Below are 14,905 nucleotides of genomic sequence, written 5' to 3' on the forward strand. Positions count from 1 at the left end.
GCGACGTAATGACAACCCAGACAGCTACCGACGAGCGTCGCGTGCGACGCCTGAACCAGCTCGAAAACCGGCACGGCCCGGTGATCTACTGGATGTCGCGCGACCAGCGCGTACGCCACAACTGGGCGCTGCTCTTCGCCTGCCGGAAAGCCAACCAGCTCAGGCAACCGCTCGAAGTGGTGTTCACGCTCGCTCCCGGCTTTCTCGGCGCGCCGATGCGCCACTACGATTTCATGTTCCGGGGACTCCGTGAAGTGGAAACGAGACTGCGTGAGATGGGCGTTGCGCTCACCGTGCTGTACGGCGAGCCGGGCGAAACGCTGCCGGAGCATGCCGCAAACCGGAACGCCGGAGCAGTCATCGCAGACTTCTCGCCGCTGAAGCTGGTGCGCGGCTGGAAGCAGGCAGTCGCTCCCCAGCTTTCGTGCGCGTTCTACGAAGTCGATGCGCACAACATCGTGCCCTGCTGGCTCGCCTCGCCAAGGCAGGAGTACGCCGCGCGCACGATCCGCCCGAAGCTCAACGCCCTGCGCGAGGAGTTTCTGACAGACTTCCCCGAACCGGAACTCCGGCATCAACCTGACAAGCTTCCGCCGCCGGTGGAGTGGGATGCGATGGAATCGCTGCTCAAGGTTGACCGTTCAATCAAAGCCGTGCCCGCTCTGAAGCCGGGCGAAGCGGCAGCGGAATTGCACCTGCGAGACTTCGTCGATGGCCGCCTGAGCCGCTACGCCGACGAGCGCAACGATCCAAACTCCGGCGCGGTTTCAGGCTTGTCGCCCTACCTGCACTTCGGCCAGCTCAGCGCCCAGCACGCCGCCTTCGAGGCCCTCCGCAGCAAAGCCTCGGAAGCCAACCGCGAGGCCTTCGTCGAAGAGCTGTTCATCCGCAGGGAGCTGTCGGAGAACTACTGCTACTACAACGACCAGTACGACTCGTTCGACGGTATCCCGGAGTGGGCAAAAAAGACGCTGATGGAACACGCTGGCGACCGCCGCGACGCCATCTACACGCCGGAGCAGTTCGAGCGGGCGCAAACCCACGATCCACTCTGGAACACCGCCCAGACGCAGCTGCTCGAAACAGGCATCATCCACGGCTACATGCGCATGTACTGGGCCAAAAAGATTCTCGAATGGAGCGCAACCCCGGCGGCGGCCTTCGATATCGCGCTCATGCTCAACGACCGCTACGCCCTCGACGGACGCGATCCCAACGGCTACGTCGGCGTTGCCTGGTCAATCGGCGGCCTCCACGACCGCCCCTGGACAGAACGCCCGGTTTATGGCACCATCCGCTACATGAACTCGAACGGCTGCAAACGCAAATTCGACGTCCCCCGCTACATCGCCGAGATGAGCGGTAAGTCGCAGACTACATTGTTCTGAGGTAAGGGGGGCGATTGGTCGGATTGGAAATTTTCCGCTAACTTTTACCGTTAAACTGGAAAAGCCAAGTGAAGACAGGAAATCAGGTGTGAGCCACTGCTGAAACCTGGTTTCCAGGAAAGAAGCCATAGAGACAGAACAGCAAACAGGATAGAGAAAAATGCAACGAACAATTGAAGACATTACTACTGAGTTAATCAGACTACCAAAGAAAGACCGTCTGGAAATTGCAAGGTTTCTTCTTTTTCTCGATAATCGCTCTTCGGATACAAATGATACTGATGCTGCCTGGGAACAGGAAATTTCAGACAGAGTACTTGCTGTCAATGAAGGAACCGCTATAGGTCTGGACTATGATGAAGCGATGAAAAAAATTGATGAACGATTTGCGTCATGAAGAAAATATTCCTTCAACAAGCATTTGAGGAGCTGAATGACGCAATCGCATATTACGAGGAACAGCAGCCGGGGCTGGGGCTGAAAATGAAGACTGAGGTTGACCAGCACGTTCGTTGGATTCTGAACAATCCGGCCACTCCTCGAATTCGTATCGGTGGTTATCGTCGTATCAATCTCAAGGTTTTCCCATACTATATCGCTTACCTTATTCATCAGGAGACACTATGGATTCTCGCCATTGCTCACAGCCACCGAAAACCTGTTTACTGGATAAAACGAAAAATGAAATCAGTTAACAAGCACCGGATACAAATGAATCAGCCGGAATCAGAAATTGACAAAAAATGAGCTGTAGAGGTAAAACGTCGTCTTGCGGAGTTGCAATCTGGTAAAGTGCAGGCAATTCCGGGTTATGAAGTCTTTGCTCAGGCGTGGGAAAGGTTTGAAGCAGGATCTTTTCTTTTTTACCCTGAAACAGGGGTGCTAAAATTGAAAATAACTAGAGCACTGCTTGTATGCCTTTTTATATTGACTGAAAATTAAAAATCTGCTTCTTATTCAGATTAATCTAGCGCGAATATTGAGATACTCCCCAAAAATAGGACGGCTGGTTAAATTGGATCAACAAAAACCCAGCAGTCACTATGAAACAAACACGCCGCAAGTTTACGCCTGAATTCAAAACAAAGGTCGTCCTGGAAGCCCTCAGTGAACGGCTTCCCATGGCAGAACTCGCCCAGAAGCATGAGCTTCATCCGAACCAGATCACTCAATGGAAACGGGAGTTCCTCGACAAGGCCTCCGATGTCTTTTCGAAAGGTAAAAAGGCTAGGAAAACCGAGCAGGATTATCAGCAGGAGAGCGAAGAACTCTACAAAACCATCGGCCAATTGAAGGTTGAGGTCGACTGGCTCAAAAAAAAATTGCAGTCGTAAAATCGCTCTCGGAACGACGCTCCATGGTTGAGAAAAAACAAACGGGTATCAGCATGCAACGCCAGTGCGACCTGCTTTCTGAAATACCCCCCAAAAATATGACGGCTGGTTCAACACGCGATAATATAAAAACCCACCCACGTCACTATGAAACAAACACGCCGCAAGTTTACGCCTGAATTCAAAACAAAGGTCGTCCTGGAAGCCCTCAGTGAACGGCTTCCCATGGCAGAACTCGCCCAGAAGCATGAGCTTCATCCGAACCAGATCACTCAATGGAAACGGGAGTTCCTCGACAAGGTCTCCGATGTCTTTTCGAAAGGTGAAAGGCTAGGAAAACCGAGCAGGATTATCAGCAGGAGAGCGAAGAACTCTACAAAACCATCGGCCAATTGAAGGTTGAGGTCGACTGGCTCAAAAAAAAATTGCAGTCGTAAAATCGCTCTCGGAACGACGCTCCATGGTTGAGAAAGAACATAGCGGTATCAGCATGCAACGCCAGTGCGACCTGCTTTCGATCCACCGATCAGGCCTGTATTATCAGCCGATAAAGACCTCGAAGCTGAATCGTGAGCTCATGCGGCTGATTGATGAGCAGTACCTGCTGAGGCCATACTACGGCGTTTACCGTATGTGGCAATGGCTGAGTATGGACAAAGGCTACAAGATCAACCTCAAACGGGTACGGCGGCTCTATCGCCTTATGGGTCTGGAAGCCATCGGCCCCAAGCCGAACACCTCGAAACCGGCGCCGGGCCATAAGGTCTATCCGTATCTGCTCCGGGGACTTGCGATCAAGCACAGCGACCATGTTTGGGCAACTGATATCACCTATGTGCCGATGGCCCATGGATTCATGTACCTGATGGCCATCATCGACCTGAAAAGCCGCTATGTGCTGAACTGGTCGGTGTCGAATACCATGGATGCCAAATGGTGTGCCGAGGTCTTGCTTGAAGCCGTGCGGTTGCACGGGGCACCCAAGATTCTCAACACCGATCAGGGCAGCCAGTTCACCAGCGAGGTCTTTGCCGAAGCCGTCATCACAGAGTCCAAGTCTGCACTCTCCATGGATGGCAAAGGCCGAGCAATTGACAACGTCTTCATCGAACGGTTATGGCGGAGCGTCAAGTATGAGTACATTTACCTGAACCCACCAGCCGATGGTCTCGAACTCTACAAAGGTCTGAAGCATTGGTTCAACGACTACAACACGGTTCGTCGCCACAAAGCGCTTGATGGTCAGGTTCCGGCAAAAGTCTATTCTGCCAATAAACGACTGATTCCGAAAGCCGCATGAACAAACTTATTTTCTCTCGATAGCTGTCCTATAACTGGGGAGTACCTCATTCGATCCACCGATCAGGCCTGTATTATCAGCCGATAAAGACCTCGAAGCTGAATCGTGAGCTCATGCGGGCTGATTGATGAGCAGTACCTGCTGAGGCCATACTACGGCGTTTACCGTATGTGGCAAATGGCTGAGTATGGACAAAGGCTACAAGATCAACCTCAAACGGGTACGGCGGCTCTATCGCTTTATGGGTCTGGAAGCCATCGGCCCCAAGCCGAACACCTCGAAACCGGCGCCGGGCCATAAGGTCTATCCGTATCTGCTCCGGGGACTTGCGATCAAGCACAGCGACCATGTTTGGGCAACTGATATCACCTATGTGCCGATGGCCCATGGATTCATGTACCTGATGGCCATCATCGACCTGAAAAGCCGCTATGTGCTGAACTGGTCGGTGTCGAATACCATGGATGCCAAATGGTGTGCCGAGGTCTTGCTTGAAGCCGTGCGGTTGCACGGGGCACCCAAGATTCTCAACACCGATCAGGGCAGCCAGTTCACCAGCGAGGTCTTTGCCGAAGCCGTCATCACAGAGTCCAAGTCTGCACTCTCCATGGATGGCAAAGGCCGAGCAATTGACAACGTCTTCATCGAACGGTTATGGCGGAGCGTCAAGTATGAGTACATTTACCTGAACCCACCAGCCGATGGTCTCGAACTCTACAAAGGTCTGAAGCATTGGTTCAACGACTACAACACGGTTCGTCGCCACAAAGCGCTTGATGGTCAGGTTCCGGCAAAAGTCTATTCTGCCAATAAACGACTGATTCCGAAAGCCGCATGAACAAACTTATTTTCTCTCGATAGCTGTCCTATAACTGGGGAGTACCTCAAGTGCATTCGCTATTGCCATACCGTCGTCCTCTTTTCTGCTAGTCTTCGTGGGAAACAGGCTGCAAGAAACATATCAACCAAGCCAGGCACACCTCTGAATTCAGGCGTTAGACCAGTGATAACTCAGTGAATGATCCTGAATTTCTTGACATAGCTTCTTCGCTGAATTGCCTGGAAATGAAAACGATAATCCACGCGTCCTCACCGTCCCCCATAAAACGCAGAAAGCCGGACTTCACAGCCCGGCTTTCGCATCAATCCCAACCAATCCAATTCTACCTCACGCCAACGTGAGATCAATCGTTCTTCTCGTCATATCGACTTCGTGCACCTTGACTTTCAGGCGCTGACCGATCTGCAAACGGCGGTGTTTGCGTCTGCCGACGAGTGAGTAGGTGGCCTCGTCGTATTCGTAGTAGTCATCCTTGAGGTTGCGCATGTGCACCAGACCCTCGATAGCAAAATCGGTCATGCGTACATAAATGCCGTACTCGGTCGCGCCGGTGATGACGCCCGCGTAAGTGTTGCCGAGATGCGCCGACATGTACTCGACCTGCTTGAGCTTGATCGACTCGCGCTCCGCCTCGGTGGCGATTTTCTCGCGCTCGTTGGTGATCTGGCAGACCTCGGTGATGGTCGCACTGATCTGGCTGAGCCTTTCGGGCGTGACCTTGCGGCGCTTCTTGCGCGCCGTTTCGTACTCGAACAGAATGCGGTGTATGACCAGATCCGGGTAACGCCTGATGGGCGAGGTAAAGTGTGTGTAGTGCTCGAAACCGAGGCCGAAATGGCCGTCGTTGGACGACATATAGACCGCTTTCGACATGGAGCGCAGCACCAGCTCATTCACGAGGAACTCGACGTTGGTGCCGCGCACCTTCTGCAAGAGTTCGCGCAGCGCTCTGGACGACACCGTGGTGCTGTCTTTGCCCTTGCGGTCGAGCTTGAGGTCGAAGCCAATCTTGCGCACGAAGTTTGCCAACACCTGCACCCGCTCCATCTGCGGAGCGCCGTGCACGCGGTAGAGCACCGGATGGGGATTCTTTTCGTTCTCAGCGTATCGGGCGGTCAGGTAGGCGGCCACCGTGCGGTTGGCCAGCAGCATGAACTCCTCGATCAAGCGGTGGCTTTCGAGCCGCTCTTTCTTGATTACCTCGATCGGCTCGCCATTGCTGCCGAGCCTGAAGCGCACCTCCTCGGTTTCAAAATCAAGCCCGCCCGACTCCATGCGCTGCGCGCGCAGGGTCTTGCTGAGGCTTTCGAGCGCTTGCAGCTCCTCGAAATAATCGCCTTTGCCCGCATCGAGAATCTGCTGCACGTCTTCGTAGGTGAAGCGGCGTTTCGAATGGATGACCGTCTTGTGGAACTCGAACTTCGTGACCTCACCCTTTTTGGTGATGTTGAAAAAGACCGAGAAGGCCATGCGATCCACACCCGGATTAAGGCTGCACACCTTTTCGGAGAGGCGGGAGGGCAGCATCGGAATCACGCGATCGACGAGATAAACCGACGTGGCGCGCTTGCGGGCCTCCTTGTCGAGCGCCGAATTCTCCGGCACATAGTGCGACACGTCGGCGATGTGCACGCCGACCCGGTAGCCGCCGCCATTGCCAAGCGTCTCGATGGAGAGCGCGTCGTCGAAATCCTTCGCATCGACCGGATCGACGGTAAAAACATTCTTGTCGCGGATGTCGAGCCGCTCCTGCAGATCCTCATCGGTAATCTCTTCACGAACCTTTTCGGCGAAGGTCAAGATCTCCTGCTCGAAGGTTTCGTCGATGCCAAGACCGCGAGCGATAGCGCTCACCTCGACCTGTGATTCGCCCGCCGTGCCGAGAATCTCGATAACCTTGGCCTGAATAGCGCCACTCTTGAGGAACTCCAGCTCTCCGACAAGCACCTTGTCACCGGCCTTGGCCTTTTTGGCCGCCTTGAGGGGAATATGAATCTCGGGCAGAATCTTGCGCTGGTCGGGCTTGAGCAGGAAACGGCGATTCTCGCGGTGCAGCGTGCCGACCACGGTCACAAGCCTGCGTTCGATCACGTTGACGACGAGGCCTTCGCAGCGCTGATGCGGCGACTGGCGCGAAGCATAGGATTCGGGTACTTTGGTGACCTGCACCTCGACCTGGTCGAGATGCAGCGACTGGCCAAGCATGTCGGCACTGATGAAAATATCGTCGTCGAAGCCATCGACATCCACAAAGCCGTAGCCGTTCGGATGGGTCGTCAGCTTGCCGGTGTATATCTGATCGACCTTGTAGCGCTCCTTGCCGGGTTGCGGAAAGTGTGGCCCCTCGATGAGGTGTTCCTCATAGGTATCGGCCTCGAAACCGGCCCAGCCGTAGCAGCGGTCGCTGTCCTTGTCGATGACGCCCTCTTCCTGCAACTTGTGCAGAACGTACCAGAAACCCGGAAGCTGGCGAGACTCTCCGTAGCCCATTTTGCGGGCAAGCTCCACCGAGCGGAAACGCTCGCCTTCGTGGTCGGTCAGAAATGAAATGATCTCGGCACCGAGCGAAGTTTCGCCGCGCCTGAAGAGAAATTCGTTGATCAGAATATGATCGTTCGCCCGCACCTTTTCCGTGCCATCCTGCCTGGACGGTCTGTTTTTCTTTTCTTCTCGGGACGTGTTTTGGTCGTCTTACGTTGTCTTGCCACTCAATTACAATTGAAAGATTGGTACAAATATATTCACGATGTCATGGGAATAACTCGTCTGCTCGTCACAATCCAGAACGCAAAATACCATCGCGCCGGTACTGTTGACATGGATGCAATTTACGAATATTGCCAGGCATTCTTACCTGGCAGTCTCGGCCTTTGGTCCGGCCATACAGGAACGGGAGTGAAAAACAGGCTTTGAATTTAACAAAATGACAACCTTTTCCGGCATATTTAATTGTTACAACTTGCGAAACGCGAGTTACCCATAATATTTCCGACGATGCCCGTTCATTGACCGGCTTGTTCTCGCCGGGTTGTTTTAATAACAAAAACAGCCATCATCGCAACGCCCTTCTGGTCAGGAGCAGACCCGGAATCATGGGAATCCGGACGGTAAAACCCCGCAAGAACAGCGTCGCCGTCAAGGCGGTTTCGACCTTCGTCCCCAGGCTTACCAGCAAACCGGTGCAGGTAAGCTCGAAGGCGCCACTTCCCGGCGGAGTCAGCGCGATGTGTTTGCTTCTCTCCATACCATTCTACCGTTGGGCATGCGAGAAGATGCAAACACTCTGTTTGAGGAAAAATCCCTTAACAACCCGATGCTTTCGCTTATCGATCCTTTACCGAAAGATGTCAGGCATCCTACATCGATTGCCCAGCGCCTTGCGGCTGTAACAAAAAGCGACTTTCTCGAAAAGAAGCTTACGAAGCTTACATCACTATTAAATATAAAAGGAGAGGCCCCTCATACTCAGGGGCCTCTCCTTCAATTTGCCGCAGTCCAGATAACCCGGATGCTCATAACCATAACTATATAACATTATTCATCACTTCACCCGGTCTATCAGCGGCTTAAGCATCGAGCTTACTTTGCCTCTTCAGCCTTCTTTTCTTCAGCCTTTTTGGCGACCTTTTTCTTGGTAGCTTTCTTTTCTTTACAACCTTCTTCTTGGCTTCGGCTTTCGGAGCCTCGGCTTTCTTTTCGCCAGCAGGAGCAGCGGCGGCAGGCTTTGCGGCAGGAGCGTCAGCAGCGAAAGTGACACCGGTGAAACCAGCCATGCCAAGAGCAACGATCATGCTGATGATGAAATGCTTTTTCATTGTTTTTCCTTATCTGGGTTTGTTTATTGTTGCGTTTTTCGGAAGCCTCTTTGTTGCATTCCTATCTGTTGATACGCGGCCCTAAAAGTTTTCTTTCAAAATTTTTCTCCCGACGCAAAAATTGTTTTGAAACAGCACACAGCAGCAAAGACGCTCGCAGGGAGAAACCCATTAAGCAATGGAATTTGAATGAGATAAAGACTCCGCTCTACCCGAATGGAAGGAACATTAAGGTGTGCGACCCCGATGGTTTCAGGAATAACGTACACCAGTCACGACGGCGCTCCTTGCCACCGTTTCACATCGGTTGCTGAGCGGGAGATGGCGGTGACGCTGGCTTGCCGGTTGCTGGACTCTTTTTCACGGGAGTCGGCTCTGGAGCTTTCGGATGACGGTGGTGGCTCTTTTTGACCCAGGGTCGGATCGTTAGGGCTTTGAACGTGCTATGGCCGGTTTTGAGACCGGTGATTTTCAGATATTTGCCGACAGTGATAGTCGTGCCGGGATGCGCCCTGGCGCTGGAAATATCGACCGTCCAGTAATGGTACCGGTAGTCCCTGATGACGGCAACGCTGCCGCGAGGCGACGAGCGCACCACCTTGCCGCCAAGCAACCCTTTCTCCTGCTGCGCCCAGAGCACGTCGTTGGAATAAACCAGACTCCCGTAACCTTTTACGTTATCGATAAGATAGCGATGCACGTACTTTCCGATATCAAAAACATTCAGCACGCCGCACAACAGGAAACTCACGAGCAGCGAGCCGCCGATAACCCGAACCATCGGGTAGCGGTAGCCCTTGCGGGTGTGACGAAATCCGTAGTAAGCGGCCACGATAAACAGAAGCAGCGCGAGCAGCCAGACATAGGGAATGCTCTGCACGATGACTTCGACAAGCGGACGCTGCTCGAAAAGCTGCTCGATACCGGCACGATCGACAATGTAGTCGTTATCGAAAAACACGTAGATGGCCGTTGCCATGGAGATGGCACCGGTGATGACTGAAATCAGGGCGAGTGCCCAGAAAGCCGAGCGCTTCAGGATGAAATGCCAGCGCGGAATCGGGACAACCTTCCTCTTTTCGATTTCATCGATGATCTTGTCAGAACTGATATTCGGCATGACTGTTCAGCACTAATTCTTTTCGAGAAAAGCCTTTATTTTCTTTTTTGCCCGATTGATGAGCGTTGCCACCGTACCTTGAGGCATCTGGAGAATGTCGGATATCTCCTCGTAGGACTTGTCCTCAAAAAACTTCAGGACAAGAATGTCCCGATAGCGTGGCTCGAGTCTTTCCAGGACAGTCTGAATATCGGATACATCATATTGCCCTCCGGCCTGGGACAGTTCAAGATCATCAACAATTTTCCCGAAAAACTCGTCATCGACCCCTTTATCCAATACGAGCGGGCGATTCTTTTCCTTTCTGAAATGGGTGATGGTTTCGTTGTGAGCGATCCTGTATATCCATGAGGAAAAGGGCAAAGAAACATCGTAATCATTGAGGTGAAGGTAAACCTTGATGAACACCTCCTGCAGGATATCCTTGGCCAGTTCCCTGTCACGGGCTCCCTGGCGGACGATATAGCGAAACAGCGGCTCCTCGTAGCGCTGCACAATTGCAGCGAACTGCTTTTTGTCTTCAAGCACCCCGGCTACCAGTTCCTGGTCGCTCTTTCTCTCTTTGGGACTATTGACTGAAAAACCTGCCATTTTGCTTTGACATTCGTAAAAACTGAACCATCCGGACACACCATCTTTCAATACAGGTCAACCGGGGTCACGCGCCGCCCTCATCGCTCTTCAGCACACTCTTGCCTCGAATCAGCAGCAAAGCCATGCAGGCAACGATAATGAGGTTGATCGTGAGAATCCCCATTTTCAGCCAACTGAAGCCTTTGGCAAGTTCATAGAGCTCTATCGGCAGATAGATGCCGCCGCTCACAAGAGCAAACCACTCGGCCCACCGCTTTTCAAACCAGAGTCCATACGCCTCGATAAAGCGCATGAGCGCATAGATGGCGGCAAGCATTATCAGAAAGTGAAGCCGCGCTCCGGTCAAGTCCTGCATGAGCATCTTGGCCAAATGCGGAATGTGACTTGACGGATCGACATTCCATCGCGTTTTGATCTCGGCGATGATACCGGGAAGATCACGGGAAACGAAGGTGGAAAGGAAAAGCGCCAGCGACAAAACCAGAATACCTTTCCCGGCCTCGAATATCGACACGGCTCTGAGGCCGCCTTTCAAGTTGCGAATCAATGTGTTCCGGATTTTCCGTACCGAATTTTCAATGATCATTCATCGGGCCTGCCTTTTGGCGCACATTCAGGGCGAGACGAATTCAGGGACAATCTAATCACCTTTTTATGCATTTCAATCCACGCACTCGTTCCGGGTGAACGTTTTTTCCCGTGCACTCCATACCCCCGTTTCAACATTGGAATTAGGGAGCGGCTTGGTAATAAATGTATGAAAATCGGGCTGTTTATGCTGTTTTTCATTTTTAAAAATAGTGGTCACCGTTATATAGGTAAAAACATACCGGACATATCGGTTTTTCTGCCGAAACCATAACGATTGTTGACTCACAAATCACTGCACAACATACTTCAATACCGACGCGAAAAACTAATAAACAATTGTGAAAAAATCAGTTACCAGAAAAATAAGTTTTGCAACCTTTTCCACGTGACGCTATATTAAGCACTCGTCTGCTATTGAAGTATACTCGGCAGATATACTCCCTATCCAGCTATCTTCTTGTTTCCCGTGAGGGAATTACGGCATTAACCATCTGTCTGAAGGGACGTTTTATGCATAAAAAAATCATTTCACGCCGTCAGTTTCTCGCGGCGGCTGGCGTACTCGGCGGTATATCGCTGTTGCGGCCAATCTGGGGGCTAGCGACCGCTTCGACTTCGGAAAGCGCGGCGGCGGGCGGCGCGACCACCTGGGTGCCGAGCATCTGCAACTTCTGCTCTTCGTTCTGCGACATCAAGGTGCAGACCAAAGAGAGCGATGGCGTGCGCCGGATCGTCAAGATCGACGGCAACGCCGACAGCCCGCTCAATCGCGGACGCATCTGCGCGCGCGGCCAGGCCGGGCTGCGCCAGACCTACGATCCCGACCGCCTCAAGCAGCCGCTGATCCGCGTGGCGGGCAGCAAGCGCGGCGAGTGGAACTTCCGCGCGGCCACCTGGGACGAGGCCTACAGCTACATCGTGAGCCGTCTCCAGAAGGTCAACCCGTGGGAGACGAGCCTCATCGGCGGCTGGACAGCCTGCGTGTCGTACATGCACTTCAGCCTCCCCTTCTGCCAGACGATGCAGATTCCCAACATCATCGCCTCGCCGTTGCAGCACTGCGTCACGGCGGGCCACCTCGGCACCGACCTCGTCACCGGCAACTTCAACGTACACGACGAAATCCTCGCCGACTTCGAGAACGCCCGCTACATCCTCTTCAGCCTCAACAACGCCTCGGTGGCGGCGATTTCGACCGCCCGCGCCGTGCGTTTCGGCCAGGCGAAGAAGAACGGCGCGAAGGTGGTCTGCCTCGACCCGCGCATGGGCGAGCTGGCCTCGAAGGCCGACGAATGGATTCCGGTCAAGCCCGGCACCGACCACGCCTTCTTCCTCGCGCTGCTGCACACGCTGCTCCGCGAAAAGCTCTACGACGCCGATTTCGTCTCGAAGCACACCAACGCTCCGTTCCTCGCCTACAAGGATGAGAACGGCGCGGTGCACCTTGCCGCCGACATGAACGGAGGCAAGCCGTCGTCATATTACGTGCTCGATTCGATCAGCGGCGGAATTCGCGCGGTTCCGGGCTACATCAACACCAACGAGAAGGCGGCGGGCGGCGGACGCATTCAGCCCGCGCTGAACGCTCCGGCGGGTCTGGCATGGAAAGGCCACGCGGTCAAGACGGTGTTCGACCTGTTCATCGAAGAGTCCGAACCTTTCACCCCCGAATGGGCGGCGGCCATCACCGACGTGCCTGCCGAAACGATCCGGCGCATCGCCATCGAGTTCGGCCAGGCCCGTCCCGCGATGGTCGATCCGGGCTGGATGGGCGCACGTTACCACCACCTCATCGGCCAGCGCCGCTTGCAGGCGATCATCCAGACGCTGGTCGGCGGCATCGACAAGCCGGGCGGCTGGCTGATGAATGGCGAGTACCACCACCGCTCCGAAAAGGCGTGGCACAACTTGCAGCAAGGCAACGAACATCAAGGGCCACCGGTGGAGCGCCCCGGCATGGGTTTCGCTCACGGCCTGCTCGACATCTTCGCCAACCCGAAAGCATGGGAGCATGGCAAGCCAGGCTTCTCGTTCGCCTGGGCTATGGAGCAGAAGAAGGCGGGCAAGCCCTCGGCCTTCCTGCCCGCAATGGCCGACGCCGGCCTCTACGAAGCGGTCAGGGGCGAGCTGACCTTCAACGGCGAACCCTACCGGATGAAGGCGCTCATCATGAACGCCGCCAACCCGATCCGCCACTACTTCCCGGCAAAGCGCTGGGAGGAGATGCTTTCAAGCCCAAATCTCGATCTGGTGGTAGCCATCGACGTGCTGCCCTCAGACTCGACGCTTTACGCCGATGTGATTCTGCCGAACCACACCTATCTCGAACGCAACGAGCCGCTGCTCTACCCGCTCGGTCCCGAAACGGGTATCGGCTACACGACGCGCCTGCGGACCATCGAGCCGCTCTACGACACGCGCGACACCACCGACATTCTTTGCGAAATCGCCCGCCGCATGGGCAGGCTTGAGCCGTACCTCGACGGCATCGCCGAGTACGCGGGACTTGATCCGCAATTGTTGCGGAGTGAAGTGGCCGCCGCGCAGCGGGCGAAAAAACCGCTCAACGAGGCGTTCCTCAAAACCGCCTACGTGGCGATGGGCAAGTTCTCCGGAACCATGACGGGCCGGGAGATGAGCGCCGCGGAGGTCGAGGCGGTCATCAGGGACAAAGGCTTGCTGATGCTGAAAAATGCCGACAAGGTGGTCGAGGAGATGAACCTGCCGCGCAAGCTTCCCGTGCCGACCATGTCGGGGCGACTGGAGCTGTTCAGCCCGATTCTCGAATCGTTCGCGCAGCAGGCGGGCCAGCAGCCGCTCTTCAACCCGGTGCTCGGCTACGTGCCGCGCGTCCTCACGGATCAGGGCGACAAGAATACGCTCGCGGCGGACGAGTTCTACTTCACCTACGGCAAGGTGCCGGTGGTGTCGCACGCATCGACCAACAGCAATAACGCGCTGCTCGCCGCAGTCACTGAACCGAAAAAAGGACAGTTCATGGGGTTGTGGATGAACGCCGCAAAAGCGAAAACGCTCGGCCTCTCGAACGGCCAGGAGGTCGAAGTGACCAACCTGCGCTACGGACCGAAGGTAAAGGCGACGCTCTTCACCACCGAAATGATCCGGCCCGACACGGTCTTTCTGCCCTCGGCCTACGGCAGCAAGAACAAAAAGCTCAGTGTCGCCGGAGGCAAAGGCACCGCCCTGAACGAACTGATGCCTTACAGCATCGAGCCGATCGCGGCGTCGTTCATGTCGCAGGAGTTCACGGTCAGCGTCAGGCCAGTCAACAGTTAAATGAAGGAGTGATTATCTATGGCCCGTTATGGAATGGTAATGGATATGCGCACCTGCGTCGGCTGTCAGGCCTGCATGGCGGCGTGTTCGACCGAAAACCAGACCCCCTTCTGGAGCGAGAAGTTCCGGACGCATGTGGAGGACAAGGAAACAGGAACCTTCCCCGATGTACGCCGGGTGCAGCTTCCGCGCCTCTGTATGCACTGCGAAAACACCCCCTGCCTGTCAGCCTGCCCGACAGGGGCGACTCATATGAACAAGGACGGCATTGTGCTGGTCAACTACGACCGCTGCATCGGCTGCTATGCCTGCTGCATCGCCTGCCCGTACGACGCCCGCTACCCCTACGACGGCGAAGATGTCGCCCGGGAGCGCGAACTGTACGGTAAACTGGTCACGCACGAGGTGCCGCACGTTGACAAATGCACCTTCTGCATTCAGCGACTCGCCGAAAAGCTCGAACCGGCCTGCGTCGCCACCTGTCCGACGCACACGCGCATCTTCGGCGACCTCGATGATCGCAAGAGCGAGGTGCACAAGCTCGCCGCAAGCGGCAAGGCGCAGGCACTCAACCAGGGTCTCGGCACCTCTCCAAAAGTATTCTACATCCCATCATAGCAAGGAG

Annotated in this window: 17 protein-coding genes; 11 read left to right on the forward strand and 6 right to left on the reverse strand. The window is 54.8% G+C overall.

The window, feature by feature from the left end:
- Nucleotides 1–8: 8 nt before the first annotated feature.
- The 8 genes from NY406_RS07750 to NY406_RS07785 all read left to right on the forward strand — a co-directional run bounded on the left by NY406_RS07750 (nt 9) and on the right by NY406_RS07785 (nt 4,860).
- Entirely contained in the window at nt 9–1,388 is a 1,380-nt protein-coding gene (locus tag NY406_RS07750; RefSeq protein WP_260533524.1) for a deoxyribodipyrimidine photo-lyase, read from the forward strand.
- 160 nt (nt 1,389–1,548) lie between these two features.
- Complete coding sequence (locus NY406_RS07755; protein WP_260533525.1) at nt 1,549–1,785, forward strand: addiction module protein; 237 nt, start codon at nt 1,549–1,551, stop codon at nt 1,783–1,785.
- Nucleotides 1,782–2,135: a type II toxin-antitoxin system RelE/ParE family toxin gene (locus tag NY406_RS07760; RefSeq protein ID WP_260533526.1), complete on the forward strand. Its 354-nt coding sequence runs from the start codon at nt 1,782–1,784 to the stop codon at nt 2,133–2,135. The genes NY406_RS07755 and NY406_RS07760 overlap by 4 nt, the downstream gene beginning before the upstream one ends.
- A gap of 296 nt (nt 2,136–2,431) precedes the next feature.
- On the forward strand, nt 2,432–2,722 hold the full coding sequence (locus tag NY406_RS07765) for a transposase (protein ID WP_260533527.1): 291 nt from the start codon (nt 2,432–2,434) through the stop codon (nt 2,720–2,722).
- Nucleotides 2,723–2,745: 23 nt separating this feature from the next.
- Nucleotides 2,746–2,901, forward strand: coding sequence for a hypothetical protein (locus NY406_RS07770; RefSeq protein ID WP_260533528.1), 156 nt, complete (start codon nt 2,746–2,748; stop codon nt 2,899–2,901).
- The gene (locus NY406_RS07775; protein WP_260533529.1) at nt 2,870–3,118 is read left to right on the forward strand and encodes a transposase; all 249 of its coding nucleotides are present in this window, start codon (nt 2,870–2,872) and stop codon (nt 3,116–3,118) included. The genes NY406_RS07770 and NY406_RS07775 overlap by 32 nt, the downstream gene beginning before the upstream one ends.
- A 64-nt stretch (nt 3,119–3,182) precedes the next feature.
- Nucleotides 3,183–4,022, forward strand: coding sequence for an IS3 family transposase (locus NY406_RS07780; RefSeq protein WP_260533150.1), 840 nt, complete (start codon nt 3,183–3,185; stop codon nt 4,020–4,022).
- Nucleotides 4,023–4,209: 187 nt separating this feature from the next.
- Complete coding sequence (locus tag NY406_RS07785; protein WP_260533530.1) at nt 4,210–4,860, forward strand: IS3 family transposase; 651 nt, start codon at nt 4,210–4,212, stop codon at nt 4,858–4,860.
- Nucleotides 4,861–5,190: 330 nt separating this feature from the next.
- Here the strand turns inward: NY406_RS07785 and rnr are convergent, their stop codons facing one another.
- Nucleotides 5,191–7,488, reverse strand: coding sequence for a ribonuclease R (gene rnr, locus NY406_RS07790; RefSeq protein WP_260533531.1), 2,298 nt, complete (start codon nt 7,486–7,488; stop codon nt 5,191–5,193).
- On the opposite strand from rnr, the gene NY406_RS07795 reads away from it, so the two are divergent.
- Nucleotides 7,471–7,776, forward strand: coding sequence for a hypothetical protein (locus NY406_RS07795; protein ID WP_260533532.1), 306 nt, complete (start codon nt 7,471–7,473; stop codon nt 7,774–7,776). The two genes, rnr and NY406_RS07795, sit on opposite strands and share 18 nt — an antisense overlap.
- 139 nt (nt 7,777–7,915) lie before the next feature.
- Here the strand turns inward: NY406_RS07795 and NY406_RS07800 are convergent, their stop codons facing one another.
- From NY406_RS07800 to NY406_RS07820, 5 genes are all read right to left on the reverse strand, one after another.
- Complete coding sequence (locus tag NY406_RS07800) at nt 7,916–8,107, reverse strand: flippase-like domain-containing protein (RefSeq protein ID WP_260533533.1); 192 nt, start codon at nt 8,105–8,107, stop codon at nt 7,916–7,918.
- Between the two features lie 322 nt (nt 8,108–8,429).
- A complete protein-coding gene (locus NY406_RS07805) occupies nt 8,430–8,678 on the reverse strand; it encodes a hypothetical protein (protein ID WP_260533534.1) in 249 nt (82 codons plus the stop codon).
- A 298-nt stretch (nt 8,679–8,976) separates the two neighbouring features.
- Entirely contained in the window at nt 8,977–9,798 is an 822-nt protein-coding gene (locus NY406_RS07810; RefSeq protein WP_260533535.1) for a hypothetical protein, read from the reverse strand.
- A 12-nt stretch (nt 9,799–9,810) separates the two neighbouring features.
- A complete protein-coding gene (locus NY406_RS07815; RefSeq protein ID WP_260533536.1) occupies nt 9,811–10,389 on the reverse strand; it encodes an RNA polymerase sigma factor in 579 nt (192 codons plus the stop codon).
- A 67-nt stretch (nt 10,390–10,456) separates the two neighbouring features.
- Nucleotides 10,457–10,906, reverse strand: a complete 450-nt coding sequence (locus tag NY406_RS07820; RefSeq protein ID WP_260533537.1) for a DUF2127 domain-containing protein — start codon at nt 10,904–10,906, stop codon at nt 10,457–10,459.
- Nucleotides 10,907–11,493: 587 nt separating this feature from the next.
- Between NY406_RS07820 and NY406_RS07825 the strand changes: the two genes are divergently transcribed.
- Together NY406_RS07825 and NY406_RS07830 are read left to right on the forward strand one after the other, a co-directional pair.
- Nucleotides 11,494–14,280: a molybdopterin-dependent oxidoreductase gene (locus tag NY406_RS07825; protein ID WP_260533538.1), complete on the forward strand. Its 2,787-nt coding sequence runs from the start codon at nt 11,494–11,496 to the stop codon at nt 14,278–14,280.
- Nucleotides 14,281–14,298: 18 nt separating this feature from the next.
- Nucleotides 14,299–14,898, forward strand: coding sequence for a 4Fe-4S dicluster domain-containing protein (locus NY406_RS07830; RefSeq protein WP_260533539.1), 600 nt, complete (start codon nt 14,299–14,301; stop codon nt 14,896–14,898).
- Nucleotides 14,899–14,905: the final 7 nt, after the last annotated feature.

The organism is Chlorobaculum sp. MV4-Y, from assembly GCF_025244685.1.
Lineage (GTDB): Bacteria > Bacteroidota > Chlorobiia > Chlorobiales > Chlorobiaceae > Chlorobaculum.